The organism is Pseudescherichia sp., from assembly GCF_031998825.1.
Taxonomy (GTDB): Bacteria; Pseudomonadota; Gammaproteobacteria; order Enterobacterales; family Enterobacteriaceae; genus Pseudescherichia.
This window is the reverse complement of the sequence record NZ_DAMACX010000008.1, coordinates 99,951-126,739: the sequence shown is the minus strand read 5'-3', so window position 1 is coordinate 126,739 and position 26,789 is coordinate 99,951. Positions and strand designations below refer to the sequence as shown.

Annotated in this window: 21 protein-coding genes; 10 read left to right on the top strand and 11 right to left on the bottom strand. The window is 59.0% G+C overall.

Annotated features, from left to right (window positions below):
- Positions 1–26: 26 nt before the first annotated feature.
- A complete protein-coding gene (gene ompX, locus RTP97_RS06180; RefSeq protein WP_312411883.1) occupies positions 27–536 on the top strand; it encodes an outer membrane protein OmpX in 510 nt (169 codons plus the stop codon).
- A 166-nt stretch (positions 537–702) separates the two neighbouring features.
- Here ompX and RTP97_RS06175 read toward each other — a convergent pair whose 3' ends face one another.
- Both RTP97_RS06175 and mntS read right to left on the bottom strand, forming a co-directional pair.
- A complete protein-coding gene (locus RTP97_RS06175; RefSeq protein ID WP_312411888.1) occupies positions 703–2,286 on the bottom strand; it encodes a phosphoethanolamine transferase in 1,584 nt (527 codons plus the stop codon).
- Between the two features lie 279 nt (positions 2,287–2,565).
- Entirely contained in the window at positions 2,566–2,694 is a 129-nt protein-coding gene (mntS, locus tag RTP97_RS06170) for a manganase accumulation protein MntS (RefSeq protein ID WP_103819731.1), read from the bottom strand.
- 189 nt (positions 2,695–2,883) lie between these two features.
- Here mntS and mntR point away from each other — a divergent pair, with 189 nt between their 5' ends.
- The 6 genes from mntR to RTP97_RS06140 all read left to right on the top strand — a co-directional run bounded on the left by mntR (position 2,884) and on the right by RTP97_RS06140 (position 9,935).
- Positions 2,884–3,357 (top strand): manganese-binding transcriptional regulator MntR, encoded by a 474-nt coding sequence (gene mntR / locus RTP97_RS06165; RefSeq protein ID WP_312411881.1) that lies wholly within the window; start codon positions 2,884–2,886, stop codon positions 3,355–3,357.
- Positions 3,354–4,463: an anion transporter gene (locus tag RTP97_RS06160; RefSeq protein ID WP_312411879.1), complete on the top strand. Its 1,110-nt coding sequence runs from the start codon at positions 3,354–3,356 to the stop codon at positions 4,461–4,463. The genes mntR and RTP97_RS06160 overlap by 4 nt, the downstream gene beginning before the upstream one ends.
- Before the next feature lie 101 nt (positions 4,464–4,564).
- Positions 4,565–5,695, top strand: coding sequence for an HlyD family secretion protein (locus RTP97_RS06155; RefSeq protein ID WP_312411877.1), 1,131 nt, complete (start codon positions 4,565–4,567; stop codon positions 5,693–5,695).
- Positions 5,692–7,263, top strand: a complete 1,572-nt coding sequence (locus RTP97_RS06150) for a DHA2 family efflux MFS transporter permease subunit (RefSeq protein WP_312411875.1) — start codon at positions 5,692–5,694, stop codon at positions 7,261–7,263. The genes RTP97_RS06155 and RTP97_RS06150 overlap by 4 nt, the downstream gene beginning before the upstream one ends.
- A gap of 1 nt (position 7,264) precedes the next feature.
- Entirely contained in the window at positions 7,265–8,791 is a 1,527-nt protein-coding gene (locus RTP97_RS06145) for an efflux transporter outer membrane subunit (protein WP_312411873.1), read from the top strand.
- A gap of 103 nt (positions 8,792–8,894) precedes the next feature.
- Entirely contained in the window at positions 8,895–9,935 is a 1,041-nt protein-coding gene (locus RTP97_RS06140; protein ID WP_312411871.1) for an aldo/keto reductase, read from the top strand.
- 276 nt (positions 9,936–10,211) lie between these two features.
- On the opposite strand, the gene ldtB is transcribed toward RTP97_RS06140, so the two are convergent.
- Positions 10,212–11,132: a L,D-transpeptidase gene (gene ldtB, locus RTP97_RS06135; RefSeq protein ID WP_312411870.1), complete on the bottom strand. Its 921-nt coding sequence runs from the start codon at positions 11,130–11,132 to the stop codon at positions 10,212–10,214.
- 215 nt (positions 11,133–11,347) lie between these two features.
- On the opposite strand from ldtB, the gene RTP97_RS06130 reads away from it, so the two are divergent.
- The gene (locus RTP97_RS06130; protein ID WP_312411869.1) at positions 11,348–12,940 is read left to right on the top strand and encodes an ABC-F family ATPase; all 1,593 of its coding nucleotides are present in this window, start codon (positions 11,348–11,350) and stop codon (positions 12,938–12,940) included.
- Between the two features lie 216 nt (positions 12,941–13,156).
- Here RTP97_RS06130 and RTP97_RS06125 read toward each other — a convergent pair whose 3' ends face one another.
- Positions 13,157–15,520 (bottom strand): glycoside hydrolase family 31 protein, encoded by a 2,364-nt coding sequence (locus RTP97_RS06125; protein ID WP_312411868.1) that lies wholly within the window; start codon positions 15,518–15,520, stop codon positions 13,157–13,159.
- Positions 15,521–15,535: 15 nt separating this feature from the next.
- Positions 15,536–16,840, bottom strand: coding sequence for an MFS transporter (locus RTP97_RS06120; protein ID WP_312411866.1), 1,305 nt, complete (start codon positions 16,838–16,840; stop codon positions 15,536–15,538).
- Positions 16,841–17,138: 298 nt separating this feature from the next.
- Here RTP97_RS06120 and RTP97_RS06115 point away from each other — a divergent pair, with 298 nt between their 5' ends.
- Positions 17,139–18,209, top strand: a complete 1,071-nt coding sequence (locus RTP97_RS06115) for a LacI family DNA-binding transcriptional regulator (protein WP_312411865.1) — start codon at positions 17,139–17,141, stop codon at positions 18,207–18,209.
- On the opposite strand, the gene RTP97_RS06110 is transcribed toward RTP97_RS06115, so the two are convergent.
- The 4 genes from RTP97_RS06110 to RTP97_RS06095 all read right to left on the bottom strand — a co-directional run bounded on the left by RTP97_RS06110 (position 18,206) and on the right by RTP97_RS06095 (position 23,908).
- Positions 18,206–19,468 carry a DUF1479 domain-containing protein gene (locus RTP97_RS06110; protein ID WP_312411864.1) on the bottom strand — a complete coding sequence of 421 codons (1,263 nt, stop codon included), beginning with the start codon at positions 19,466–19,468 and terminating at the stop codon, positions 18,206–18,208. The genes RTP97_RS06115 and RTP97_RS06110 overlap by 4 nt on opposite strands.
- A gap of 151 nt (positions 19,469–19,619) precedes the next feature.
- Entirely contained in the window at positions 19,620–20,435 is an 816-nt protein-coding gene (locus RTP97_RS06105; RefSeq protein ID WP_312411862.1) for a Cof-type HAD-IIB family hydrolase, read from the bottom strand.
- A gap of 136 nt (positions 20,436–20,571) precedes the next feature.
- Positions 20,572–23,004 carry a formate C-acetyltransferase/glycerol dehydratase family glycyl radical enzyme gene (locus tag RTP97_RS06100; protein ID WP_312411859.1) on the bottom strand — a complete coding sequence of 811 codons (2,433 nt, stop codon included), beginning with the start codon at positions 23,002–23,004 and terminating at the stop codon, positions 20,572–20,574.
- A 4-nt stretch (positions 23,005–23,008) separates the two neighbouring features.
- Entirely contained in the window at positions 23,009–23,908 is a 900-nt protein-coding gene (locus RTP97_RS06095) for a glycyl-radical enzyme activating protein (RefSeq protein WP_312411856.1), read from the bottom strand.
- A gap of 133 nt (positions 23,909–24,041) precedes the next feature.
- Here RTP97_RS06095 and fsa point away from each other — a divergent pair, with 133 nt between their 5' ends.
- Positions 24,042–24,704: a fructose-6-phosphate aldolase gene (gene fsa, locus RTP97_RS06090; protein WP_312411854.1), complete on the top strand. Its 663-nt coding sequence runs from the start codon at positions 24,042–24,044 to the stop codon at positions 24,702–24,704.
- Between the two features lie 3 nt (positions 24,705–24,707).
- Here the strand turns inward: fsa and moeB are convergent, their stop codons facing one another.
- On the bottom strand, positions 24,708–25,460 hold the full coding sequence (moeB, locus tag RTP97_RS06085; protein WP_312411852.1) for a molybdopterin-synthase adenylyltransferase MoeB: 753 nt from the start codon (positions 25,458–25,460) through the stop codon (positions 24,708–24,710).
- Positions 25,460–26,695, bottom strand: a complete 1,236-nt coding sequence (moeA, locus tag RTP97_RS06080) for a molybdopterin molybdotransferase MoeA (RefSeq protein WP_312411849.1) — start codon at positions 26,693–26,695, stop codon at positions 25,460–25,462. The genes moeB and moeA overlap by 1 nt, the downstream gene beginning before the upstream one ends.
- Positions 26,696–26,789: the final 94 nt, after the last annotated feature.

Here is a 26,789-nt window from a genome sequence, read left to right as displayed (position 1 = left end):
TTACTTGAAGCACATTTGAGGTGGTTATGAAAAAAATTGCATGTCTTTCAGCACTGGCAGTTGTTCTGGCTGTATCCGCAGGTTCCGCTGTAGCGGCAACCTCCACTGTTTCCGGCGGTTATGCTCAGAGCGACATGCAGGGCGTGGCGAACAAAGCTAACGGTTTCAACCTGAAATATCGCTACGAAAACGACACTCCGCTGGGTTACATCGGTTCCTTTACCTACACTGAAAAAGATCGTACCGAAAGCGGCGTGTACAACAAAGCACAGTACTACGGCGTAACCGCAGGTCCTGCTTTCCGTCTGAACGACTGGGCAAGCATCTACGGTGTAGTGGGTGTTGGCTACGGTAAATTCCAGCAGGCTGAGAATGTTGTAAACCATTCTGACAGCAGCGACTACGGCTTCTCCTACGGTGCGGGTATGCAGTTCAACCCAATCGAAGATGTTGCTATCGACGTTTCCTACGAGCAGAGCCGCATCCGTAGCGTTGACGTTGGCACCTGGATCGCAGGCGTAGGTTACCGCTTCTAATCACCCCGGTGATAGTCTAGACACAAAAACGGCCCCCAGGGGCCGTTTTTTTATGGGCGCAGTTTAGAGATCCTGATAGAGCGCCGCTGGGCATGGGTGTAAACGCCGGGTGGCGCTGCGCTTACCCGGCCTACAGAACTACGGACCATGCTGATATATGGCGTGGTTACCGTGAGCGGGTCTCGAACAGGTCCGTGCCCAGATGGTTGTAATCCACCTTTTGCAGCTTGAAGTTGGTCACCCAGGCTGGCCCGGCTTTGTCATTCGAGATAAAGCGGTAGCGGGAAACGATCTCTTTGGCGGTAATGCCGGTCCATTGTGAAAAGAAGCTCAGGAAGTCGTTGGCCGAGCGGCGTGCCTTAATCAGCCGGTGGCGGGTGTCATCGCTGGAGAGCACCATAAATGGCACCTGGAAGTTCTGCTGAAATTTATCGTCGTGGGCCAGATACTGCACCTCTTTGCCGCGCTCCTTGAAGGCCAGCCCGTGATCGGAGAAGTAGACCATTGAGAAGGTGCTGCCGCTGCTGCGCAGCTGATCATAGAGCTTGCTGAGCAGGGTATCGGTTTGTGTCACCGAGTAGAGGTAGCACGAGGTCTCCTTCGACTGAACGAAGTCCGTGTACTTGCCGCCGGTGCGATCGCAGGCCTGCGGGTGAGAGCCCATCAGGTGCAGGACAATCAGCTGCGGCTGGCTGCGCGTGGTGCTTAACACCTGCGCGGTCATCTTCAGCAGCGCCTCGTCACGGGTATTTTTATCCGCCTCGAAATCACCGCTTTTTAAGAACTGCACCTCGTCGGCGCGCTTCGCAATGCTGGCGATGGCGGTATCGTACTCACCAATCTGCCCTTGATTAGAGAACCACCAGGTCTGGAAGCCCGCCCGGTTGGCCAGGGTAACAAAGTTATCCTGATACTGGGGCTTGTTGTCCATCACCCGGTTCAGAGTCAGGCCCAGCGATTTCTGCGTTGAGCCGCTGGCCGCCACGTAGTCAGTAAAAAGCGTGCCGTTAACGCTGCTGGCAAAGGGGCTGTTCTGCCAGTGTCCGCCAAACGCACCCACCGCATCGCGGCGCACGCTCTCGCCGATCACCACCACGTAGGTGTGATACTTTGGCTTTACCGCCATCACGTTCCAGCTATCTTTCATCCCAGCCAGCTGCGCCATTCGGCTCTGCTCGTCCAGCACTTCCTGGTTGTTCACTACCACGTCCTTCACAAAGCGAAACACGGGATAGCCGGTATCCTTGAGATTAAAGACGCCGCCGTAGGCCAGGTTCTGTACCGGGGCGACAAAAACGGTGGCAAGGCAGAAGGCGACGCCGAGATGATCCCACTTGCCCCATGCGGCACATTCGCTGTTTTTACGCCGCACGGCAATTATCCCAAGGCCAAAGATAAACAGGCCAATCACATAGTTGTACCACGGGAAAATGGTCAGGATCTCCGTGGACTCCTCCATGTTGGTAGAGTGCAGCGCCAGCAGCGTATTGAAGTTAGGCGCGCCGTAGGCCTGGCCAAACGGGTAGTAGGAGGCGGCGAGCAGGGAGAAGATCCCCACCAGCACCTTCTGCGTCCGCGGCGCGTGACGCCACAGCAGCAGTAGCAGGCAGGCAAATGCGGCGGCATAGAGCAGGCTAAAGGGATAGCCAAGGGCGTAGTTGATCAGCAGTGACTGGAGAAAGTAGAAACCCGTCCACGGACTAAGCGCCTGGCTACGGGCAGCGAGCGTTTCTTTTATTGTTAAATTCATATAGCTGTATCGCGAAAACGCCATGTGCTCACCCTGGCGTAGAGGGTCAAAACCTGCCGGAGAGGGCGTTGGGAAAAGGGAGCATTCCGCATCCGCGAGCCGCATTTGTGCAGGGCTGCGAGAAGATAGAGCGAGAGCCGACGAAGATCAACTGCTTACGAAGGGATCTTTTGCGAGAGTGGTTGCAAAATCAGCAAATAAGAAGAATTTTTTATGACGGGGCGTCAGTATAATGGAGAAACGTGACAGAAAAATGAAGCGGCGTACCGCGACGCCGCATTAGTGGGATTTTTTATCGTCCTGCTGCGGTTTACCGTTGAACATATCGCACAGCATATTGAGCAACAGTAACCGGACCTGGAACGGGGAGTGGGTAAACACGCTAAGGCACCTCTTGAGTTCGTTCATATCAACCTCCTCCTGCTTGATGGTGGGACGTTCAATCCATGAAGGTTGTCTGCATTACATACAGATATAGCACAGGCTATATTGTATAGCTACGGCTATTATCTAAATTTTTTGTGCTGGTCTACTTATGGTTTACACTGGGCGCAACCGTATATGATGCATTTATCGCGTTACCCATGAGGAAGTCCAATGAGCCGTCGCGCAGGCAAGACAACAACAAAAAAAGTGACGCAATTGGTGAATGTCGAAGAGCATGTTGAGGGCTTTCGTCAGGTGCGAGAAGCGCACCGGCGTGAGCTGATTGATGACTATGTCGAGCTGATCTCCGATCTGATCCGCGAGGTCGGGGAAGCCCGCCAGGTCGATATGGCCGCCCGATTAGGGGTCTCCCAGCCGACGGTGGCTAAGATGCTCAAGCGTCTGGCAACGGTGGGGCTAATCGAGCAGATCCCCTGGCGCGGCGTGTTTCTGACCCCGGAAGGGGAGAGGCTGGCTCAGGAGAGCCGCGAACGACACCAGATCGTTGAGAGCTTTCTGCTGGTGCTGGGCGTCAGCCCGGAAACCGCCCGCCGCGACGCCGAGGGCATGGAGCACCACGTCAGCGAGGAGACGCTGGAACGTTTTCGCCTCTTTACCCTTCAGCAGGAGCGCCCTGCGGAATGACCCTGCCGTTCGTGCGCGCGCTGGCGCGCGATCGTTTTCTCCAGCTGCTGATCCTGATCGGCATTGTCCTGAGCTTTTTCGTCCCCTTTAATCCGGCCGCCTGGCCAAAGGCGATAGACTGGCACACCATTCTCACCCTAAGCGGACTGATGATGCTCACCAAAGGGGTAGAGCAGAGCGGCTACTTTGACGTGCTGGGCCGCAGAATGGTCCGGCGCTTTGCCACCGAGCGGCGACTGGCGATGTTCATGGCGCTGGCGGCGGCGCTGCTCTCTACCTTCCTGACCAACGACGTGGCGCTGTTTATTGTGGTGCCGCTCACCCTGACGCTGAGAAAGCTGTGCGAGATCCCGGTTAACCGGCTGATTATCTTTGAAGCGCTGGCGGTTAACGCCGGATCGCTGCTTACCCCCATCGGCAATCCGCAAAATATTCTGCTGTGGGGTCGCTCCGGCCTCTCGTTTGCCGCCTTTACCGGGCAGATGGCGCTGCTGGCGCTGGTGATGATGGCGACCCTGCTGCTGCTCTGCTGGATCTTTTTCCCCAATAAGGCGCTGAAGTACCACAGCGGAAGTCAGGCTCCGTCATGGCAGCCCCGGCTGCTCTGGAGCTGTCTGGGACTCTACGTGGTCTTCCTCATCTCGCTAGAGATGAAGCTCGAAGGCTGGGGCGTGCTGATTGTCGCCGTGGGCTTTGCTGCGCTTGCCCGTAAGGTGCTGAAGAGCGTGGACTGGACGCTGCTGCTGGTCTTCATGGCGATGTTTATCGATGTTCACCTGCTGGTGCAGCTGCCCGCGCTACAGGGATCGCTCAACGGGGTAGAGCATCTCTCTCAGCCTGCATTGTGGCTCACGGCCATCGGCCTGTCGCAGGTGATTAGCAACGTACCGGCAACCATCCTGCTGCTGAACTACGTCCCTCCCAGCCAGCTGCTCGCCTGGGCGGTGAACGTGGGTGGCTTTGGTCTTTTGCCCGGCTCGCTGGCGAATCTCATTGCCTTGCGGATGGCTAACAACCGTCGCATCTGGTGGCGCTTCCACCTCTACTCTATTCCGCTGTTGATCTGGGCGGCGCTGGTAGGGTATGAGTTGCTTATTATCAGTTAATGCGAATTTGTCAGTTTTTCCTGGCAAATGTATAGCAACCTCCTAACTTTAGATAACGGCGCATGTGTCGCGCCGTTCATCGACAGGACAGTTGCAACGCTATGGCTGATAACGAAAAGAATCCTGACGCAGCGCAGGAAGAGAACAATAACGATCAAAACAACGATCAAAAGAACGATAAAAATGGACGTAAGCGCCCCGGTAAAAAGCCACTCATTATTCTGGGTGTAGTGGTGGTGGTCATGGTGATCGTGGCCCTGGTGTGGTGGTTTATGACCCGCAACCAGGAGACCACCGACGACGCCTTTACCGAAGGCGATGCCGTGACGGTTGCGCCCAAGGTAGCGGGCTACGTGACCGAGCTGCGGGTTAAGGATAACCAGCGGGTGAAGAAAGGCGATCTGCTGGTGGTGATCGATCCCCGGGACGCCACAGCCCAGCGCGATCAGGCTCAGGCCCAGCTCGGACTGGCAACCGCCCAGCTGCATCAGGCCCAGGCCCAGCTCGCGCTCTCGAAGGTGCAGTACCCCTCCCAGCGCGACGAAGCGCAGGCGCAGGTGCTGAAGGCTAAGGCTGATCTAGCCAATGCCGAAGCCGCCTATCGCCGCCAGCGCGGCGTTGACCCGCGGGCCACCACGCAACAAAATATCGACAGCGCCAATGCCCAGCTGCGCAGCGCGCAGGCCCAGCTTGCCAGCGCCAATGCTCAGCTGGAGGTGGCGAGCCAGATAAACTTACAGATCCGCCAGCAGGAGACCAACGTCGAAGCCCGGGAGCAGCAGGTGGAGCAGGCCCGCGCCCAGCTGGAGACCGCGAACCTCAATCTCTCCTGGACCGAAGTGCGCGCCCCCTTCGATGGCTTCGTCACCAAACGTAACGTACAGAACGGCACCCTGGTGCAGGCGGGCACGGCGCTCTTCTCGCTGGTCTCTACCGATATCTGGGTGGTGGCGAACTTTAAAGAGTCACAGCTGGAGCGGATGCGCCCCGGCAATAAGGTCACCATTGGCGTCGATGCTTACCCGGATCTCGAGCTGGAGGGGCATATCGACAGCATCCAGCAGGGGAGCGGATCGCGCTTCTCCGCCTTCCCGTCGGAAAACGCCACCGGCAACTTCGTGAAGATCGTCCAGCGCGTGCCGGTGAAAATTGTCATCGATAAGGGCCTGGACGCTAACCAGCCGCCGCTGCCGCTGGGGCTGTCGGTGGAGCCGAAGGTGACCCTGGAATGACCGATCACAGCCATGAGAACTGGCGTCCCGCCAGTAACCCGTGGGCGGTGGCGATTGTCGTCACCCTCGCGGTGTTTATGGAGATCCTCGATACCACCATCATCAACGTGGCGCTGCCCCACGTCGCCGGCTCGCTCTCGGCCAGCTACAGCGAATCCACCTGGGTGCTCACCAGCTACCTGGTGGCGAACGGCATCGTGCTGCCGATCTCGGCCTTCCTGAGCCGCGTCTTTGGCCGCAAGCGCTTCTTCCTTATCTGCATCGTGATGTTCACCGTCTGCTCGTTCCTGTGCGGTATCGCCACCGAGCTGTGGGAGATCATCCTGTTTCGTATCCTGCAGGGCTTCTTCGGCGGGGGACTACAGCCGACCCAGCAGTCGGTGCTGCTGGACTACTTTAAGCCGGAGGATCGCGGCAAGGCCTTTGGCCTCTCGTCGATTGCGATCATCGTTGCCCCGGTGCTTGGGCCAACCCTTGGGGGCTGGATCACCGACAACTACTCCTGGCGCTGGGTCTTCTTTATCAACATCCCGGTAGGGATCGTCACGGTGCTGGCCATCTACCAGCTGCTGGAAGATCCGCCCTGGGAGCGCAAATCGGAAGAGAAGCTGACCATCGACTGGACCGGCATTGGGCTGATTGCGCTGGGGCTGGGCTGTTTACAGGTGATGCTGGACCGTGGGGAAGATGACGACTGGTTCGCCTCTAACTTTATCCGCACCTTTGCCGTGCTGACCCTGATCGGCATTATCGGGGCGATCTACTGGCTGATGTATGCCAAAAAGCCAGTGGTGGATCTGCACTGCATGAAGGATAAAAACTTTGCCGTCTCCAGCCTGCTGATGGCCGGAATGGCGATGATCCTCTACGGTAGCTCGGTGGTGATCCCCCAGCTGGCGCAGCAGGATCTTGGCTATACCGCAACCTGGTCCGGGCTGGTGCTCTCGCCGGGGGCGGTGCTGATCGTACTCACGATCCCGCTGGTGCTGAAGCTGATGCCGGTGGTGCAGACCCGGTGGATCATCGCCTTCGGCTTTACCTGCCTGGCGGTGGCCTTCTTCTGGTCGCGCAACCTGACGCCGGACGTCGATTTCGAAACCCTGGTGCTGTTCCGTAGCGCGCAGTCGATAGGCCTCGGCTTCCTCTTTGTGCCGCTTACCACCATCGCCTTTATCACTATACCGCGCCAGCTTAACGCCGACGCCGCCGCGCTGTTTACCATGTTCCGTAACGTTGCCGGATCGATCGGTATTTCGCTCTCAACCGCCGCCATTACCGAACGCGCCCAGGTGCACAGCGCCTATTTGAGCGCCCACACCACCCCCTTTAGCGAACAGTTCCAGCTGGCGGTGCGGGAGACGGCCCAGGCGATCCGCGACTTCACTACGCTGCCGGGCGATCCCCTCGGCCTGGCGACCGGGCAGATGTACCGAACCATGATCGAGCAGTCGCGTTTTCTCGCCTACGTTGATGTCTTTACCATTCTCAGCGCCGTGGCGTTTCTACTGATTCCGTTTTGTCTTCTGCTTTCGCCGATCAAGAGCGAAGGCAGCGCAGGAGCACATTAACATGCACAGGATACATACCCCGACGCTGTCGTTACTCACCCTGCTGCTGGCAGGCTGCGCCGTGGGGCCGGACTACCAGCAACCCGTGCCGCCTGCGGTAAGCCACTGGAACGACGCCGGGGATAAAACCGTGCCGTCGCAAACTTCCAGCCAGGCGGTGAACCCGCGCTGGTGGACCAGCTTCAACTCGCCGCAGCTCAACAGCCTGATCGAGCGGGCGATCGCCGGGAACCTCTCCCTACAACAGACCGTGCTGCGCATTGCCGGGGCACGGGAGCAGATCAACCAGGCGGGCGGGGCTTTCCTGCCGGCGGTCAACGGCAATCTGCAGGCCACCCGGCAGCAGCTGGGGCTGGAAGGGGAGCTGAAGGCGCACGACGTCTACGGTCAGCTACAGGATGCCGACCCCGAGGTGCGTAACGCCCTTGGCGTGCTGACCCAGCCGGTGAACCTCTACCAGGGCAGCTTTGACGCCCAGTGGGAGCTGGACTTGTGGGGCAAAGTGCGCCGCCAGGTCGAGGCGGCCGATGCCCAACAGCGGGCGGCTATCGAACAGCGTAACGACGCCCTGGTGTCGCTGGAGGCGGAGGTGGCCCGGGCGTGGTTGCAGCTACGCGGGGCGCAGAGCATTCTTGCCACCATGAACACGCAGATCGACTCTGCCCAGGAGACGCTTAGCCTGACCGAAAGCCGCCAGCGCGGCGGTCTGTCGCCGCAGCTGGACGTCGAGAACGCCCGGGCGCAATTGGGCAGCCTGGAGGCGCAGCTGCCGCAGTACCAGGCCCAGGAGCAGCAGGCGATGAATGCCCTGGCGATCCTGATCGGCAAACCGCCCGGCGCGCTGGATGCGGAGCTGCGCGCGGTGCAGCCTCTGCCGAAGCTGCCGGATATTATCCAGACCGGCATTCCCTCAACTCTGGCCCGCCGTCGACCGGACGTGCGCGAAGCAGAGGCCAACCTGCATGCGGCCACCGCGCAGATTGGCGTCTCGGTGGCCCAGCTCTTCCCGAGCCTGACCCTGAGCGGCCAGTTTGGCCTGCGCAACAGCGAAACCGACTGGCTGACCGACTGGAGCAGTCACTTCTACAGCTTCGGTCCGCAGGTCTCGATTCCTATCTTCCAGGGCGGACGGCTGGTCTCCAGCGTCAAGCTGGCGCGGGCGCAGCAGGGCGCAGCGGCACTTAACTATCGTCAGACGGTGCTGAGCGCGCTGGGCGACGTGGAGAACGCCCTGGTTAGCTACCGCACCGATCAGCAGCGCGAAGCTGGGCTGAGCAAAACCATAGAGGCGTTGCAGAGCGCGTTCGATCTTGCCAGCGACAGCTACCGCCAGGGAATTGCGACCTTTATTGACGTGCTCGATGCCCAGCGCCAGCTGGCCCAGGCCGAGCAGCAGCGCGCCCAGGCACGGGTGCAGAGCAGTCTCGACCTGGTGGCGCTCTACAAGGCGCTGGGGGGCGGCTGGGAGCCGTATCAGACCGTACAGCTGCCGGACTATCCGGTCTTTGGCGAGGCAGCGCGGGGATAAAGTTTAGAGGATTGGGCAAGAAACGCGCAGGATCCTCACATTCGCGATCCGGCGCGCTGGCGTATAACTACTGAACACTCATCGACACCCTAAGGAGCGTTCTATGCGTTATCAAAAACTTGGCAATACCGGTCTCTTTGTCTCCGAGCTGTGCCTAGGCACCATGACCTTCGGCGGCGAAGGCGGCATGTGGGGCAAGATTGGTCAGCTGCGGCAGAGCGAGGCTGAGCAGCTGGTAGGCGACGCCCTGGCGGCGGGCATCAACTTTATCGATACCGCCAACGTCTATTCGGAAGGGCGTTCGGAAGAGATCACCGGCCAGGCGCTGAAAAACCTCAAGATCCCCCGCGAGGACGTGGTGGTGGCCACCAAGGTGTTCGGCGAAACCGGCACCGCCGGGGTCAACTCCCGCGGCAGCTCCCGCTATCACATCATCGGCAGCGTCAAGGAGAGTCTGCGCCGTCTTCAGCTGGATCATATTGACCTCTACCAACTGCACGGCTTCGATCCGGCAACGCCGATTGAGGAGACGCTCTACGCCCTCGATAACCTGGTTCAGCATGGTCACGTCCGCTATATCGGCGTCTCCAACTGGGCGGCGTGGCAGATCATGAAGGCGCTGGGCATCTCCGAGCGCTTAGGGCTGGCACGCTTCGCCTCCTTGCAGGCCTACTACACCATTGCCGGGCGTGACCTTGAGCGTGAGCTGGTTCCGATGCTGCAAAGCGAAGGGGTGGGGCTGATGGTCTGGAGCCCGCTGGCGGGCGGCCTGCTGAGCGGCAAGTATGACCGCAGCGGCAGTGGGGAAGAGGGCGGTCGCCGACTGGCGTTTGACTTCCCGCCGGTAGAGAAAGAGCGCGCCTTCGACTGTGTAGACGTGATGCGCAATATCGCCGACAGCAAAGGCGTGTCGGTGGCGCAGATCGCCCTGGCGTGGCTGCTGCATCAGCCGGTAGTGAGCAGCGTGATTATCGGCGCAAAACGCCCGGATCAGCTGGCGGATAACATTGCCGCGACGGAGATCTGCCTGAGTGAAGAGGAGCTGAAACAGCTCGATGCGGTCAGCGCGCTGCCACGGGAGTATCCAGGCTGGATGCTGGAGCGGCAGGGAGAACATCGCCGTAACCAGCTGGCACAACAGTAATTTGGTAATAAAAAAGCCCGGTGGCGCTTCGCTTACGCGGGCCTACAAACCCACACCATGCCTACCGTAGGCCGGGCAAACGCAGTGCCGCCCGGCATTTGCAGCAGGCACAAACACGCCCGGTGGCGCTTCGCTTACGCGGGCCTACAAACCCACACCGTGCCCACCGTAGGCCGGGCAAACGCAGTGCCGCCCGGCATTTGCAGCTGACACAGCAGTAATTTGGTAATAAAAAAGCCCGGCGGTTGCCGGGCTTTTTACTGACTGCTGAAAATCTTAGTTCAGACGAACCGGCATCCCGGAACGGTTCTGAATCGCCTGCTCAACAACGCTCTGGTCGGCGTCCGGCTGGCTGGTGATGCTCTGCACGCTCTTGGTCAGCGTGATTGGCACGATCTCTTTGCCGTTAAACTGCGCTTCGGTAGTAGAGAGCGGGTTGTGTACTTCGATGTAGCGGCTGCCGTCCGGCTCGGAGGTGGCTTTTACCGGCTCATCGATAAACTGTACGCGGGTACCCACCGGCACGTTCTGGAACAGGAACTTGATGTCGTCGTTACGCAGACGCACGCAGCCGTGGCTTACGCGCAGGCCGATACCGAAGTTAGCGTTGGTACCGTGGATTGCATACAGGCGGCCAATGTACAGGGCGTAGAGGCCCATCGGGTTATCCGGACCCGCCGGGACCACGGCCGGAAGCGGGTTACCCGCTTCTTTATACTCCTGGTGCATCTTCGCCGTCGGGGTCCAGGTCGGACCGGCTTTCTTACGTTCAACTTTGGTGGTCCAGTTGATCGGCGTATCTTTGCCCAGCTGGCCGATACCGATTGGCAGCACGATCACGGTGTTGGTGCCTTTCGGATAGTAGTAGAGGCGCATCTCAGCGCTGTTGATCACAATCCCTTCGTGCACCGTGTCCGGCAGGATCAGCTGCTGAGGAATATTCATCACGCTGCCGCCCTTCGGCAGGTAAGGGTCAATACCTGGGTTAGCTTCCATCAGGTTAGAGAGCCCCATCTGGTACTGCGCTGCGTAATACTCCAGCGGCTGGCTGTTGTTCTCTGGCAGGGTGATGACCTGGTTCTGGCCAATCAGACGGCTACCATCGGTCGGCAGCGGATAGGTTACAGCAGACGCGGATTTGCAAAATCCTACTACAGCGAAAGCCGCCGCTAAAATTGTTGTTAATTTCATATTCATGGTATGCGAGGTTTCTATGCCAGAGGCCGTTTAGTTAAGAATGCTCAAAAGATGGGAGCGCATTATATGTGCATTCCCACGCGCATGGAATTGAGATGTGTACGAAATCACATTTTTTTCTCTCACCCTATTGTAGCAACTGTTCACACCTGCGCGATTTCAATTCGGAATTGTGGCATAATGCAGAGTTTGTCACACATTTTCAGGATAACACCGTGTTAGTTACCAGCAACGTCACCATGCAGTTTGGCAGTAAGCCGCTGTTTGAAAATATCTCCGTCAAGTTTGGCGGCGGCAATCGTTACGGCCTGATTGGGGCGAACGGTAGCGGAAAATCCACCTTTATGAAGATCCTCGGCGGCGACCTTGAGCCGACGCTGGGTAACGTCTCCCTCGACCCTAACGAGCGTATCGGTAAGCTGCGTCAGGATCAGTTCGCCTTTGAAGAGTTCAGCGTGCTCGACACGGTGATCATGGGTCACGGCGAACTGTGGGAAGTGAAGCAGGAGCGCGATCGCATCTACGGCCTGGCCGAGATGAGCGAAGAGGACGGCTATAAAGTGGCCGATCTCGAAGTGCTGTACGGCGAGATGGACGGCTACTCCGCCGAGTCTCGTGCGGGTGAGCTACTGCTCGGCGTCGGTATTCCGGTAGAGCAGCATTACGGCCCGATGAGCGAAGTGGCTCCCGGCTGGAAGCTGCGTGTGCTGCTGGCCCAGGCCCTGTTCTCCGATCCGGACATTCTCCTGCTCGATGAACCGACCAACAACCTGGACATCGATACCATTCGCTGGCTGGAGCAGGTGCTGAACGAGCGTAACAGCACCATGATCATCATCTCGCATGACCGTCACTTCCTGAACATGGTCTGCACCCATATGGCCGATCTCGACTACGGCGAGCTGCGCGTCTATGCGGGCAACTACGACGAGTACATGACCGCAGCGACCCAGGCGCGCGAGCGTCTGCTGGCCGATAACGCCAAGAAGAAAGCGCAGATCGCTGACCTGCAATCCTTCGTTAGCCGCTTTAGCGCCAACGCCTCGAAGTCCCGTCAGGCGACTTCGCGCGCGCGTCAGATCGATAAGATCAAGCTGGACGAGGTGAAAGCCTCCAGCCGTCAGAACCCGTTCATTCGTTTTGAACAGGATAAGAAGCTGTTCCGTAACGCGCTGGAAGTGGAAGCTCTCACCAAAGGGTTCGATAACGGCCCGCTTTTTAAGAACTTCAATCTGCTGCTGGAAGTGGGCGAGAAGATCGCCATTCTGGGTGCTAACGGCGTGGGTAAAACTACCCTGCTGAAAACCCTGGTAGGCGATTTGGCACCGGATAACGGTACCGTGAAGTGGTCTGAAAACGCGAAGATTGGCTACTACGCACAGGATCACGCCGCAGATTTCGATAACGATCTCACCGTCTTCGACTGGATGAGCCAGTGGAAGCAGGAGGGGGACGATGAGCAGGTGGTGCGTAGCTTCCTGGGTCGCCTGCTCTTCAGCCAGGACGATATCAAAAAGCCAGCGAAGGTGCTCTCCGGGGGCGAGAAGGGGCGTATGCTCTTCGGCAAGCTGATGATGCAGAAGCCGAACATCCTGATTATGGATGAACCGACCAACCACCTGGATATGGAATCTATCGAATCGCTGAACATGGCGCTGGAGATGTATCCGGGCACGCTGGTCTTCGTCTCCCACGACCGTGAGTTCGTGAGCTCGCTGGCGACCCGCGTGATTGAGATTACCCCTGAGCGCATCGTTGACTTCAGCGGGAACTACGAAGACTACCTGCGCAGTAAAGGTATCGAGTAATTTCCCGTCGTCTTTCGCGCTACAGGTGTGTTGGCTGCACCTGCTCACCCCGGTCACTTACCTGTGTAAGCTCCCGGGGATTTACAGGTTTGCCGCCTTCCTGTAACGCGAAATACTTAGGGAAATTCAAGCGTAAAGACACCCGGTAAGCGCCGGGGCCTACGGGCCAGATTTTGTAGGCCGGGTAAGGCGGAGCCGCCACCCGGCAATCTGCGACTACAATTCCCATTCGCTCCTGGCTTCACCATTCACCAGTAGCGTGCGTTTTTCTCCTGCCGGTAATATCACTTCCAGTACGTTCCAGGCCGGACGGTAGTCACCTCGCGCATTTACCTTGAGATTAATGGTGCTGCCTGAGCAGACCATTTCCCACTCCAGCCACAGCGCATTGCCCTGCCTGTAGCCCCAGCTCTCACCATCATCTTCGAACAGCAGGCCACGGCTGGAACCGACACCTTTCAGCGGGAACAGGCACAGCTTGCGACGATCGTCTTGTGCAGCATCGACGTGGGTAATACGCTCGCTGAGCGGCAAACCTGCTCCGGCACGCACTAACAGAGGCAGCTTTTCCAGCGGCGCATCACGCACAATCCACTGTCCGCCGGAGAACCATTCGTGGGTATAAAAGTCGTACCAGCCGCTCTCATTTGCCGGAAGCCAGAGGCGACGCTCTCGAGCCCCCGCCTCTACCACGCTGGCCACCAGAAGATCGCGACCCAGTAGGAAATCATCACACTCCTCAAAGGTCTGTTCATCGTGCTCGTGATCGAGGAAAGTTGGACGCAGCATAGGCTCATCGTCAGCGTGTGCCTGCCACAGCAGGGTATAGAGGTAGGGCAGCAGACGATAGCGCAGCTCAATAGCGCTGCGAATGGCTGGCGTGACGCCTGGATACATCCACGGCTCATTCACCGTATGATCATCATTCCACGAATGGATGGTGAAACGCGGATGCATTACGCCGTTCTGTACCCAACGAACAAACAGCTCAGCATCAGGCTTATCACCGGAGAACCCCCCCACGTCGTGGCCAATGTTATACAGCCCTGACAGGCTCATCCCTAACCCCATGCGCGTGTTGTAGCGCAGCGTCTCCCAGCTGGTGCGGTTGTCTCCGCTCCAGGTTTGTACATAGCGCTGCATTCCGGCACAGCCAGAGCGTGAGATCAGATAGGGACGCAATTCCGGAGCAAAACGCTGCTGCGCTTCCAGCGAGGCGCGCATCATGAGCAGCGGCATCACCGGACGAATATGCTTAATCGCGATCTCGCGGCCAAAACCATGGCAGCGCGCTTCGCCGTCCCAGACCTCAAATTCGTTATTATCGTTCCAGGTGGAGTTGATACCCATCTCCAGCAGCTGGGTGGTGACACCCTCCTGCCACCATGCCACGGTCTCCGGATTGGTGAAGTCGAGGTGGGAGCCTTCATCATCCCAGAAGCTTGAGCGCTCTGGCGCACTGGACTCAGAGTCGCGAATGAAAAGGCCGCGTTCGGCGACTTCGCTGTAGCGAGGATGGTCTTGTAACAGGCAGGGCTTAATATTGGCTGCCAGTTTTATTCCTGCATCATGAAATGCCTGGCTCATCACCTTCGGCTGCGGCACCTTATCGTAGTTCCAGTTGAAGACGTAGCGCTTACCGTTGATTGAGGTGTAGCCGGAAGATAGCTGAAACGAGTCGCACGGAATGGCATGTTCGGCACAAAGGCGAATAAAGTTCAGCAGCTGGTTCTGCGCGTCCGGGGCATCGGTATAGTGCATGGTGGAGCCGCTGTAACCCAGGCTCCATTTTGGTCCGAACAGGGTCTTACCGGTCAGGCGAACAAACGCTTTGGTCACATCCAGCACGCGTTTGCCGGTGAAAATGTAGTAATCAATATCGCCCGCCTCGGCCTGCCAGCGTCGATAAGGCGTATGGTAGTTGTCGATCTCATTGCCCAGATCCAGCCAGCAGCTACTCAGATTGTCATAAAACAGGCCGTAGCTGATATCACTCCGGCGAGCAATGGTAAATGGAACGTGCTTGTAGAGCGGATCGGTACTTGCCGCGTTATAGCCCATGGCGTCCAGGTTGCGCATTTCGTAGCGCTGACCGGTACGTTGCAGGTTGCCCGCTTTTTCGCCAAGGCCATAGAATCGTTCATCTTTACGGCGGTTGAGGTAGTGCGCTACGCCGTCACCGTGGGCATTCAGCAGGTAGGCGCTGGTTGGGCGGTCGCTGGTAAGATGCTGCCACTCTCCCTCCTCGTTACGGTAGTGCCACTCCAGCCACAGCGGCTGATGGACGGTCACGCGCAGCTGTTCGCTGGCGATGATTAACTGCTCGTCTCGCCGCTCCAGCGTCCACGCGGGCAGGGTGAAACCGCTCAGATCGTCCCGGGAGCGCCCTTCCCACGGCACGTCCTGCGCCGGAGCGATACTCCAGGTTCTCTCCAGCGCCAGCGCGCCCTTGCGTTTAATCAGCACGCGGAACAGATCCTGTTCCAGCACATAGAGGCACAGAGTGTGCTGGCCGTCGATTTTCAGCTCTACGTGATGGGCCGACTGCGTGTCAAAAATCCAGTTTTTCAGCGTCTTCATAATTTATATCCACTCTCAGGCGCGCTTGGCGCGACGTTCAGCAATAAAAGCAACCAGGAACACGGCACCAATCAGGTCAAAGAGGCCCATGGCAATGAATAGCGGGTTAAAACCAATCTTGTCGGCGGTAACCCCAATAAGCAGGGAGAAGAGGAAGCTGGCGATCCATGCGGCAGAGCCGCGCATGCCGTTAACCGTCGCCATCTGCCCTTTATCGAACGACTCCACCACCAGCGCGCTGAGCATGCAGGAGATGATCTGATGGCCGAAGCCGCCAATGGAGATCAGGGCGATGATGAGGTAGGGATCGCGGGTCAGCGTGACGATAGCCAGCGAAATCATCAGGAATGCGCCGGTAACTGAGCTGGCGACGATGGCGTTAATACGCACGCAGCCAAACCAGCGGGTATAAAGTTTGGTCAGATAGCCGCTGGCGATACTGCCCAGATCGGCGGCGAGGAACGGCAGCCAGGCGAACATAGCGATCTGTTTCAAATCCATACCATGCTCTTTTGCCAGATACAGCGGCACCCAAAAGCTCATCACTGCCCAGGCCGGTTCTGCCATAAACGCCGGAATGGCGATACCGTAAAAACGTCTGTTCTTCGAGACGGTTTTCAGCGCGGTGAAGAAGGGCAGCCTTTCGGTGAGTGGCTCGTTATCTTGCTGAATATGCGCCCGCTCTTCTTTGCTCAGGTTCGGGTGCTTATCAGGGCTATGATAGAACGCCCACCACAGCACGACCCACAGCAGCGCCAGCACGCCGGTAAACATAAACGCCCCTTGCCAGCCGAAGGAGGCGTGGGCGAAATAGATGATTGGCGGTGCCAGCATCGCGCCGATAGAGAAGCCCACGCCAGCCCAACCGGCGGCAACGGGACGCTCAGATTTCGGAAACCACTCGCCGATGGTTTTGGCATTTGCTGGCGTGGCAGCCGCTTCCGCCCCGCCCATAAAAAAGCGCAGGATCGCCAGGTGCAGCCAGTTGCCAGCCCCGGCATGGGCGATGCAGGCTACGGCCCACAGAGTGGCGCAGATCATAAAGCCCAGCTTCAGGCCAATGACATCGATGAGCCAGCCACACAGGGGCTGAAAGAGGGTATAGGCCAGCTGGAAGGCGCCAACGATCCACGAATACTGCTCGGTGGTAATACCGAGGCTGTCCTTCAATTCCGGGGCGATAATCCCCAGCGAGTTGCGGGTGATATAGTTAACGGTCACGCCGAGGAGGAACAGGATCAGCATCCACCAGCGTAGTTTTTTGATTATTCGAGGGCTTTTCGCTACCACCCCATCATTGTTGTTGATTCCCTGGCTCATCAGTTTCTCCGCACACGTTCTGTAGGGACGTCGTGACGGGCCATCTGTTTATTTGTCATACCGATATGGCCCGCGTAAGGATATTTCTCTTTTTTAGCCTTGATTTTGTATACAACTAGTATGGAAGTTGTAAGACAGGTTTACGTTAGGTGAGAAAATGAGGGGGCCAAAGCGGATTCTGTGCAAGGATTCTCATCAATTGTTAACATTCTGTGCCAGCATGGGCGTGCAACGAGTATTCATCAGGTTTTTATCTCATGAAAATATTCTCATGAGGGAAACGGAGCCAGATCACAGAATGGATAAAAAGCTCAAAATCAGTGAAATTGCCCGCCGTACGAACCTCTCGACCAGCACCGTGTCGAGGGTTTTGGCCGGGAAAGCGAACACCAGTGAAGCTGCTCGGCAGGCCGTGCTGGCCTGCGCGCGTGAACTGGGGGTGATGAATGGCATTGCTGCTGGCCGACTGTTACTCAATAACCTGGTGATCTTCGCGCCTCAGCGGGCATTTGATGAGCGCTCTGATATCTTCTACTACCGCGTAATCCAGAGCATTAGCAAAGCGCTGGCTCCGCATGAGGTCAGGCTGCGTTACTGCGCGCTGGAGGAGCTGGACAGTGACGCTAATGCGTTTATTGCACGGATGAGCGAGCCGGATACCCAGGCGGCCATTCTACTGGGCATCGACGATCCGCATATTCATGAGCTGGCCGCAGATTTAGCCAAGCCTTGCGTACTCATCAACTGCCGCGACAGGCGGATGCGTCTGCCAACCGTTGCGCCCGACCATCGTGCGATAGGCGAATTTGCGGCTGACTACCTGTTTGATTTAGGTCATCGTGACGTCGTCACCATTATGTGCCTGCGGCGCTATACCATGGATCTCCGTCTGGCCGGTATTAGAGAAGCGTGGGAGCAGCGAAACCTGAAGTTTCAGAGCAAACGCGATCTGATAACCGTCCCCAGCTTTAGCGCTAAAGAAGCAGAGGCGCGAGTAACGGAGTGGCTGGATAACCCGGCGCATAAAAACGTGCCGACGGCGTTCCTGGTGGGGGGCGATTTCATGGCGGAGGGGACAGTGCGCGCCCTGCGACAGCGTGGCCTGCGCGTACCGCAGGACGTTTCGGTCATGAGTATTGATGCCTTTAACCTCCCGGCTATTCAGGATGTGCCGCTGACCGCGGTGCACGTTCCACGCGACGAGCTGGGCGTTGAAGCGGTACAGCTTTTACAGCAGCGGCTTATTCGTCCCCACGCGGCAATCGGATCGTACCTGATCAACGGCACGCTGGTGGTACGGGAGTCGGTACGGCGGATACGACCGGAGCGTCGCACCGCCGTAGAGCGGGAAGGGTTGTACGACGTTTAAGCCATGCCCAACGCGCGCTTGCCGTGCTCGTTTAAATCTGCAACCGTAAAGCGGTTCTCCCACGTCGCTTCATAATCCTCACGCGGGAAATCGCCCGGTGACGCGCCGTTCTCCAGCGCTACCTTTACCTTGCGCGCATAGGCGAGGTTCTTCTCGCACAGCGGTGCGGCAGGAATATACATCACGTTGCCCCAGCCCTGCTGATCCTCCACCGGTGCGACGGCGTGGATCACGTCACAGTGCCACCACACCGAGTCCCCGGCCTCCAGCGCCGGAATGCTGGTTAACGCCTCTATCAGCAGCGGATGCCACTTCTCAGAGATGGGCAGCACGCGCCCAGGCGCTACGCCGCACAGCTCATCCTCCGGCACGTCGTCCAGCAGCGGACGCAGTAGAACGTAAGCCATCGCCTCGGGGATCGGCACCACGTGCAGCAGCCCCTGACCCGGCAGCATATCCGACAGCGCCGTCCAGCCCTGGAAGGTGCGGAACACCGAGCACTTGGTGGTGTTATCCACGGTGTACTCTTCGACTTCGGTACGGTGGGCGGCGAGCCACGGATCGTAGCTGTCGATATCGCCGTTAAACACCGAGGCGAAAACCTGCTGGTAGGCGGGCAGCAGCCAACGCTCCAGCGCCCCGGAATCAGTATGCGCCCCCAGCCCCTTCGAGGTGGTGCCCGGCGGGCGGCGGCGAATACGGTCCGGATAGATCACGCTGACATCGGGATCGAACCACTGCTTGCCGTCGCTCTCGAAGGTCCAGAGACGGTTAAGCAGGGACTGCACCTGCGCCATCTCGCTGCTCTGGCGGGCCTGCATCTGCGCCTGCGACCAGTAGATAGGATAAATTTCCGGCCGCGAGGCCTCCAGCGTGCCGAAGAAGCTATCCCCCGGCCCCTTGTACACGTCGTCGAAACGGTTCTGATCGAGATAGGCCAGCATAGACTGATCCCAGCCCAGCGCCTGCTCGCGCGGGAAGTGGCCTTTGATCACCGCGCAGCCCCGACGCTTGATCGCTGCACGCTGCGCCTCGCTGACGCGACCGCTCTTCACATCCTCAAAGGGGATCACTGGCCAGACCGTTTCGCCTTTCGCTTTCAGGGCGTTGATCTCAGCTACCTGAGCGGCGATGCGCTCTTCAAGGCGGTTAAAGATGCCCTGCACGTCGCCAATCTGCGCCCGCAGGGCCTGTTTTACCTGACGAATCGCCGTCTTATGGTCAGCAGGCAGCGTTTCGCTTGCATAAATTTCAGTCATATAACCCTCTCGCACCTTTCATTCGAAAGTAATTAACTTACATATGCTAATTTAAGTTAAAAATAAGTTAATGCAAGTTTAAAAAGATGATGGTGTGCACAAAAGAGAGAAGAGGGTAACGCCAGCCGCGCGCGTGCTGGCGTAGAGGTGCTTAGACGTTAAAGGGGGAGGTGCCGTCGAGCACGGCCTGAATCACATTCAGCGCGCCCTGCTGGTTGTTATCGTCGGTCTGGAAGTTAGCGATCTCTTTGATGGCCTCGCCAGCGTTAGCCATGGCAAAAGAGAACTTCGCCATGCGCAGCATCTCGGCGTCGTTGCCGCTATCGCCGATGGTGACGCAGTTGCTGGGTGAAAGCTCCCAGCGCTTAAGCAGGCGGGTAATACCGTTGGCCTTGTGCAGACCGGGGATGATCAGATCCACAAAGCCGAAGCCGCTGGTGACCGGTTTCATAATGCCGTCGAGAGAGACGTGCAGGGCATCCACCAGCTGTGGGATCTCGCTGTCTGGCAGGTTAAGGGAGAACTTAAACATCTTGTCGTCGATCTCGCGGTAGTCACTCACCAGCTTGAGGCGATGATAGTGGTGCGACATCAGCTCAACAAACTCCGGCGGCGCACTTTTGCTGACGTAGGCGCTATCGAGACCGCAGGCAACAAAGTTCAGGCCTTCGCTCTTAAGCAGCTCGCCCAGCACGATCTGGTACTCGTGGCGGGTCAGCTCACCGTGGAAAAGCTCTTTGCCATGTTCGTAGACCAGCGCGCCGTTTTCGGCGACGAAGGAGATCTCGTCTTTAATTTCTGGAAAGAAGGAGATGAGCTGATAAAACTGGTTGCCGCTGGCGACCACAAACTCAATACCGCGCGCCTGAAGCTCGCGGAACTGGCTGAGGAAACGGCTGCGGTCGTACGTTTTGGCATCATCAAGGAAAGTTCCGTCCATATCGGTGACGATAACTTTTACGGTCATACGTTATGCTCCCAGGGTAAAAACAGTCAGGAGCATTCTAGTAACGATGTGAGCAAATGCACACCTTTAATTTCATATGAAAGTAAGCACTGATTGCACGTAGGCCCGGCAAGCCTGCGCCGCCGGGCGTGACACCTTAAAGCGAATGCTCCGTTCTCGCGATAATATCATCCTGCGCATCCGGCGACAGGGCGGTAAAGAACGCCGAGTAGCCCGCCACGCGCACCACCAGATCCCGATACTGGTCCGGATTTTCCTTCGCCGCCAGCAGCGTCTCGCGGGAGACAATGTTGTACTGAATATGCCACCCTTTACGCACTTCAAAAAAGGTGCGCAGGAGCAGCATCAGCTTGTGGCGATCGCCGTCACTCTCCAGCGTGGCTGGATTCAGCTTCTGGTTGAGCAGCACGCCGCCAAGAATTGACCCCACCGGCAGCTTACCGACGGAGTTAATTACCGCCGTGGGGCCGAAACGATCCGTCCCGGATGCCGGGCTGGCCCCCTCCGCCAGCGGGGTGGTGGCTTTGCGCCCGTCAGGCGTCGCCATGGTCGCCGCGCCGAAAGGCACGTTGGCTGAGATAGAGGAGGTACCCGCGTAGTAGTTGCCGCCGATGGGGCCGCGACCGTAGCGCGGATTGTGATACAGCTTCAGCTCGTCAATGTAGGTCTGGTAGGCGCGGTTCAGCAGCAGATCGACGCTGTCATCGTCGTTGCCATACTTCGGCGCACCGTTGATTAAGCGCTGGCGCAGCTGCTCGTGCGTCAGACCGGCAAAATCCGCCGCCAGCGCCTCGGCGAGCTGCTGCTGGCCGATAATCCCCTGGTCAAAGACCAGCTTTTTCACCGCCGCGAGGCTGTTGCCAAGGTTGGCGATCCCAACCTGTAATCCCGACACCCAGTCATATTTCGCACCGCCCTGTTTAATGCTCTTGGCCCGCTCGATGCAGTCATCCACCAGCGCCGAGCAGAGAATATCGTGGACGTTCTCCTCCAGCATGGTGTCCACCACGTACTCGATCTCAATGGATTTGCGGGTGTAGTAGCGGATCTGCGCGTCCCAGGCTGCCATCACCTCGCTGAAGTCGTGGAAATTACCTTTAGACAGCGCCTGCTCCTGGGGCAGGAACACCTTGCCGCTGGTGGCGTCGCGGCCCGCTTCAAGGGCGGCAAGCATCACCCGGGCAAAGTTGATAAAGCTCATCCCGGTGCAGCGGTAGCCCCACTTGCCGCCGACGGCGGTCTCGATACAGCCGATCGCCGCGTAGTCCCAGGCATCATCCGGCTCGACGCCAAGCTTGATAAACTCGGGAATAACGATCTCATCGTTATTAAAGGCGGGCATGCCGAAGCCGCAGCGGATCACCTGTACGCAGGCGTCGAGGAAATCGTTGCTCATCCCGGCGTGGTAGCGCACGCTCAGGTTTGGCTGGGTCGAGCGCAGGCGTCCGCAGGACTCGAGGATAGCGTAGGAGAGCGGGTTGACCGCGTCCTGCGCCTTGCCGTTCACCCGTTTCTGGCCGCCGATAGTGACGTTCTGATAGAGCGGGCTACCGGCGGAGGCCTTCGAGTGCGAGCCGGAGCGGATCTTGTTCACCTCCAGCAGCTTCAGCCAGCAGCCGTGCAGCAGCTCGATGGCCTGTTCTCGCGACAGCGTCTGATCCAGCTCGACGTCGCGGCGGTAGTAAGGATAGAGATACTGATCCATGCGGCCAAACGAGACCGAGTGGCCGTTGGACTCGATCTGCAAAATCAGCTGGATAAAGTAGCAGAGCTGTAGCGCCTGCCAGTAGGTTTCCGGCGGACGATGGGCGATGACGTCGCAGTTTTCCGCCATCTGGAGCAGCTCATCCCGGCGGCGGGTACGCGTTTCGTCGCGGACCATCTCGCGAGCGAGGGCGGCAAAGCGTTCGATGTGGTCGCTGACCGCATGCAGGACGATATCAATCGCCTTCAGGAACTGCTCCCCATGCAGATCCTCCAGTACGGTAAGATTGATGCGCGACCGGCGCTCGGCCACCTTCGCGCGCAGGCCGTCGAGGCCCTTCTCCAGCAGCAGGGGGTAGTTCACCGCCAGGTGCGCATCGCCGGAGGTCATATTGCCCTCGGCCTTGATGATGCCGGTTGCCAGCAGGGCTTTCTGCTCGTCGGTAAACATGCCGTAGCAGCGATCCTGCACCGTCTGGCCGCGCCACCACGGGCAGATCTCATGCAGCACGCGCTTGTTCTCTTCGCTCACCGCAAAGCCCGCGCCAGGGCGATCGGCCAGGTCATCGATCTCCTTTTCAATCCACGACACGGTGTACTCCGGGAAGATAGGTGCGGCGCGAAGCTCGCTCGCCTGGTTGCCGATAATCAGCTCGTCGTGTTTGATCCAGATGGTGCGCTCGGCAAGATGGTGGGCGAGGGCCAGCGCCCGGCGCACCGGAATGGGCTTGTCCAGGTGCTGCCGGTAGGCCTCGGTATAGTGCCGGGCGCGCTCGGTGCAGACCGGGGGCTTAACAATGTGCACCAGCGCATCTTTATGCGCCTGAATGCGGCGGGTCAGGGTATCAAGACGTAACTCGGTCATGGCATTATCCTCGTAGGGTAGCGGTCAGGCCATACTCGCGGGCGGACGCTTCGGCGAAAGCCAGCAGGGCTGGCGCGTCGAGCGGCTTATCGGGCGCGGTATAGGGCTGGTTCAGCAGGTGATATTTGTTGATGCCCAGCGTGTGGTAGGGCAGAAAGTGGATCTCCTGGACGTTAAGCTCGTCGGCAGCAAAGCGGGTAATCGCCCTGATGGAGGCCTCGTCAGCGTTAAAGCCGGGGATCAGCGGCACGCGAATAATGAGCTGTTTCCCCCGCGCCGCCAGCCGTTTCAGGTTCGCCAGCACGCGCTTTGCCGATCCGTCGGTCCAGACTTTAAACACCCTGCTGTCAACGTGCTTGAGGTCGGCAAGAAAGAGATCGATATACGGCAGGGAAGGTTCGATATAGCGCCAGGGCACATGCAGGCAGGTTTCAACCGCCGTGTGAATGCCGTGCTCAACGCTGGACCTCAGCAGCGCAGCGCTGAGCTCGGGCTGCATAAAGGGTTCCCCGCCGGAAAGCGTGATCCCGCCCCCACTGCGCTGGTAAAAAGGTTTATCCCGCAGGACGGTGGCCATAATCTCCTCCACCGGTTGGGTTTCGCCGCAGACCGTCAGCGCCTGGGTAGGGCAGCAGGCTTCCAGCGCAGTAAGATGCGCCTCACTGAGTTTTTCCCGGTGGATCAGCAGGCCGTTAAGCGTCCGGTCAATTACGCCCGGTGCTGTTTGCTGGCAGAGATCGCATCCGTCGAGGCAGAGGCGGGCGTCGAAGAGCACCTCCCGCTTCAAGGCACGGCTCTCTGGGTTCTGGCACCAGCGGCAGGCCAGCGAGCAGCCTTTTAAGAAGACGACGGTGCGAATGCCGGGGCCGTCGTGGGTGGAGTAGCGCTGAATATTGAAAATCATAATCTGCCCTCATGTTTCATATGCAGATTGAATAACTTTCGAATGAAAGTTATCTTGATTCTGGTCAATATAGAGGCAGGTTAAAATGGGTAAGTTTTAAACCATGCTAAATCTCACACTTTGAGGAGTTCATATGGAACTGTACCTAGACACCGCTGACGTGGCGGCAGTAAAACGGCTGGCCCGCAGCTTTCCGCTGGCCGGGGTCACCACCAACCCGAGCATTGTCGCCAAAGGCAAAATGCCGCTGGTGGAGCTGCTGCCCGCGCTGCATGATGCGCTGGAGGGGAAAGGGCGGCTCTTTGCCCAGGTATTAGCGAGCAACGCCGAAGAGATGGTGGCCGAGGCGCACAAGCTGCGCGGTATCATCGCCAATATCGTGGTGAAGGTGCCGGTTAGCGCCGAAGGGCTGGCGGCGATCAAGCTGCTGAAAGCGGAAGGGATCCCGACTCTGGGCACGGCGGTCTACGGCGCGGGGCAGGGGCTGCTGAGTGCCCTTGCCGGAGCCGAGTACGTGGCACCCTACGTTAACCGCGTAGATGCCCAGGGTGGCGATGGTATCCAGACGGTGACGGATCTACAGCGCCTGCTGACCCTGCACGCGCCGGGTTCGAAGGTGCTGGCAGCAAGCTTTAAGACGCCGCGTCAGGCGCTGGAGTGCCTGCTGGCGGGCTGCGAGGCGATTACCCTGCCGCTGGACGTGGCAGAGCAGTTTATCGCCGCCCCGGCGGTCGAGGCGGCGATCGTTAAGTTTGAGCAGGAGTGGCAGACGGCGTTTGGCCGGGCCGGTATCTAACCGTTATCCGCCGCACACCTCGCACTGGGGGTTGCGCATCAGCTTCATCTCGCGAAACTGACAGGTCATGGCGTCGTAGAGGACAATCTTTCCGGCGGCGCTCTGACCAAATTTTGCCAGCACCTTGATCGCCTCCATCGCCTGCATCGCGCCAATTATCCCTACCAGCGGAGCCATCACCCCCGCCTCCACGCAGGTCAGCGCCGTATCGCCAAACAGGCGGCTCAGGCAGCGGTAGCACGGCTCCCCCTCCTGCCAGGTAAAGACGCTAACCTGCCCCTCCATGCGGATCGCCGCCCCGGAAACCAGCGGCACTTTGGTCCGAAAGCAGCCGTCGTTGAGCTGATTGCGGATCTCAACGTTGTCGGTGCAGTCCAGAACCAGATCGTGGGCGGCAATCTGCGCGTTCAGCGCCTCGCCCTCCAGTCGGGCATCGAGGGTGGTAAAGCTGACGTGCGGATTGATACGTGCCAGCGATGTTCGCGCCGAGGCGACCTTCGGCTGGCCGATCGTCGCGTCGCTGTGCAGGGTCTGGCGCTGTAAATTCGACAGCGACACGGTGTCAAAATCCAGCAGCGTCAGGTGACCGATGCCCGCCGCCGTCAGGTACTGGGCGGCGGCACAGCCCAGCCCGCCCAGGCCCACCACCAGCACGCGGGAGGACTTCAGCGCCTCCTGACCGTCAAAGTCGAAGCCGCGCAGGACAATCTGCCGGTTGTAGCGCAGCATCTCGCTATCGCTCAGCTCGACGGCCATCACAGCCCCCCAAACAGGTGGTTAAACGGCTCGATCTCTACCCACTCCCCTGGCTCAACGCTGCCGCGCTCGCGCTCCAGCACGATAAAGCAGTTGCCCTGGCTAAAGGAGCTGAAAACGTGGGAGCCCTGGTTGCCGGTGGTGCTGACCTGTAAATTCCCCTCGGCGTCGCGGGTAACGATGCCGCGTTGGAAGTCGAGACGTCCCGGCGCTTTCTTCAGCCGGGTGGCGGCGCGGACCCGCAGGCGCGGGGGCAGGGCGCTGCCGGGCTTGCCGCTCAGGCGTGCCAGCAGGGGCTGCACCAGCTGGTAGAAGGTCAGCGCCGCGGAGACCGGATTACCCGGCAGACCGCAGAACCAGGCGTTGCTGAGCTTGCCGAAGGCAAAGGGTTTACCGGGCTTGATCGCCAGCTTCCAGAAGGCGATCTCCCCCAGCTCTTCCAGCAGGGCTTTGGTGTAGTCCGCTTCGCCTACCGAGACGCCGCCGGAGCTGATCGCTACGTCGGCCTGCTGGTCAGCGGCAATAAAGGCCTCGCGCAGCCGGGCGGGATCGTCCGGGATGATGCCGAGGTTGATCACTTCACAGCCGAGCTGCTCCAGCATGACGTGGACCGCCAGCCGGTTGGTATCGTAGATCTGACCATCGCCCAGCGGCTGGCCCGGCAGCTGGAGCTCATCGCCGGTAGAGAAGAGCGCCACCCGGACTTTGCGCACCACCTCAACGTCAGGAATACCAAGGGAGGCCAGCACCGGCAGCTCCGCCACCGTCAGGGTGGTGCCCGGTGCATAGACTACCGCGCCCTGGGTGATATCTTCCCCGGCACGGCGAATATTTTGCCCGGCACGCACCTCGGCGGTAAACAGCACCCCGGCGTCGCTCTGCTCGGTCTCCTCCTGCATCACCACCGCATCGCAGCCCGGCGGGATGGGCGCACCGGTCATAATGCGGATGCAGCTCCCCGCTGGCCACTCCCCGTGGAACGGCTGACCGGCAAAGGCCTTGCCCGCCACCGGCTGCGGCACCCCTGCCTGCACATCATCAAGGCGCACGGCGTAGCCATCCATTGCGGCGTTATCAAAGCCGGGCACGTTGAGGGGAGAGGTAATCTCCCGCACCGTTACGCGGCCAAAGCAGGCGTGCAGGGGCAGGGTTTCGTAGTCGGTGAGCGGGGTAATACGCGACAGCATCTGAGCAAGCGCCGCGTCAAGCGGGATCAGCCCGGCGGTATGGTCCATGAGTTCACTCCTGGGAGGGCAATCTGGGAAATCAATGCGCCATTATGGCAGAAAACCAGGCCAGACTGAATGTACCCATTATGTGCCATTGCCG

Excerpts from the sequence above, each read along its gene's own strand:
- RTP97_RS06155 (WP_312411877.1), top strand. The coding sequence starts at position 4,565 with ATGGCTGATAACGAAAAGAATCCTGACGCAGCGCAGGAAGAGAACAAT.
- mntS (WP_103819731.1), bottom strand. The coding sequence starts at position 2,694 with ATGAACGAACTCAAGAGGTGCCTTAGCGTGTTTACCCACTCCCCGTTC.
- moeB (WP_312411852.1), bottom strand. The coding sequence starts at position 25,460 with ATGGCCGTCGAGCTGAGCGATAGCGAGATGCTGCGCTACAACCGGCAG.
- RTP97_RS06125 (WP_312411868.1), bottom strand. The coding sequence starts at position 15,520 with ATGAAGACGCTGAAAAACTGGATTTTTGACACGCAGTCGGCCCATCAC.
- RTP97_RS06100 (WP_312411859.1), bottom strand. The coding sequence starts at position 23,004 with ATGACCGAGTTACGTCTTGATACCCTGACCCGCCGCATTCAGGCGCAT.
- RTP97_RS06115 (WP_312411865.1), top strand. The coding sequence starts at position 17,139 with ATGGATAAAAAGCTCAAAATCAGTGAAATTGCCCGCCGTACGAACCTC.
- ldtB (WP_312411870.1), bottom strand. The coding sequence starts at position 11,132 with ATGAATATGAAATTAACAACAATTTTAGCGGCGGCTTTCGCTGTAGTA.
- RTP97_RS06120 (WP_312411866.1), bottom strand. The coding sequence starts at position 16,840 with ATGAGCCAGGGAATCAACAACAATGATGGGGTGGTAGCGAAAAGCCCT.
- moeA (WP_312411849.1), bottom strand. The coding sequence starts at position 26,695 with ATGGACCATACCGCCGGGCTGATCCCGCTTGACGCGGCGCTTGCTCAG.
- RTP97_RS06150 (WP_312411875.1), top strand. The coding sequence starts at position 5,692 with ATGACCGATCACAGCCATGAGAACTGGCGTCCCGCCAGTAACCCGTGG.
- RTP97_RS06105 (WP_312411862.1), bottom strand. The coding sequence starts at position 20,435 with ATGACCGTAAAAGTTATCGTCACCGATATGGACGGAACTTTCCTTGAT.
- RTP97_RS06110 (WP_312411864.1), bottom strand. The coding sequence starts at position 19,468 with ATGACTGAAATTTATGCAAGCGAAACGCTGCCTGCTGACCATAAGACG.
- RTP97_RS06160 (WP_312411879.1), top strand. The coding sequence starts at position 3,354 with ATGACCCTGCCGTTCGTGCGCGCGCTGGCGCGCGATCGTTTTCTCCAG.
- RTP97_RS06095 (WP_312411856.1), bottom strand. The coding sequence starts at position 23,908 with ATGATTTTCAATATTCAGCGCTACTCCACCCACGACGGCCCCGGCATT.
- ompX (WP_312411883.1), top strand. The coding sequence starts at position 27 with ATGAAAAAAATTGCATGTCTTTCAGCACTGGCAGTTGTTCTGGCTGTA.
- RTP97_RS06145 (WP_312411873.1), top strand. The coding sequence starts at position 7,265 with ATGCACAGGATACATACCCCGACGCTGTCGTTACTCACCCTGCTGCTG.
- fsa (WP_312411854.1), top strand. The coding sequence starts at position 24,042 with ATGGAACTGTACCTAGACACCGCTGACGTGGCGGCAGTAAAACGGCTG.
- mntR (WP_312411881.1), top strand. The coding sequence starts at position 2,884 with ATGAGCCGTCGCGCAGGCAAGACAACAACAAAAAAAGTGACGCAATTG.
- RTP97_RS06140 (WP_312411871.1), top strand. The coding sequence starts at position 8,895 with ATGCGTTATCAAAAACTTGGCAATACCGGTCTCTTTGTCTCCGAGCTG.
- RTP97_RS06175 (WP_312411888.1), bottom strand. The coding sequence starts at position 2,286 with ATGAATTTAACAATAAAAGAAACGCTCGCTGCCCGTAGCCAGGCGCTT.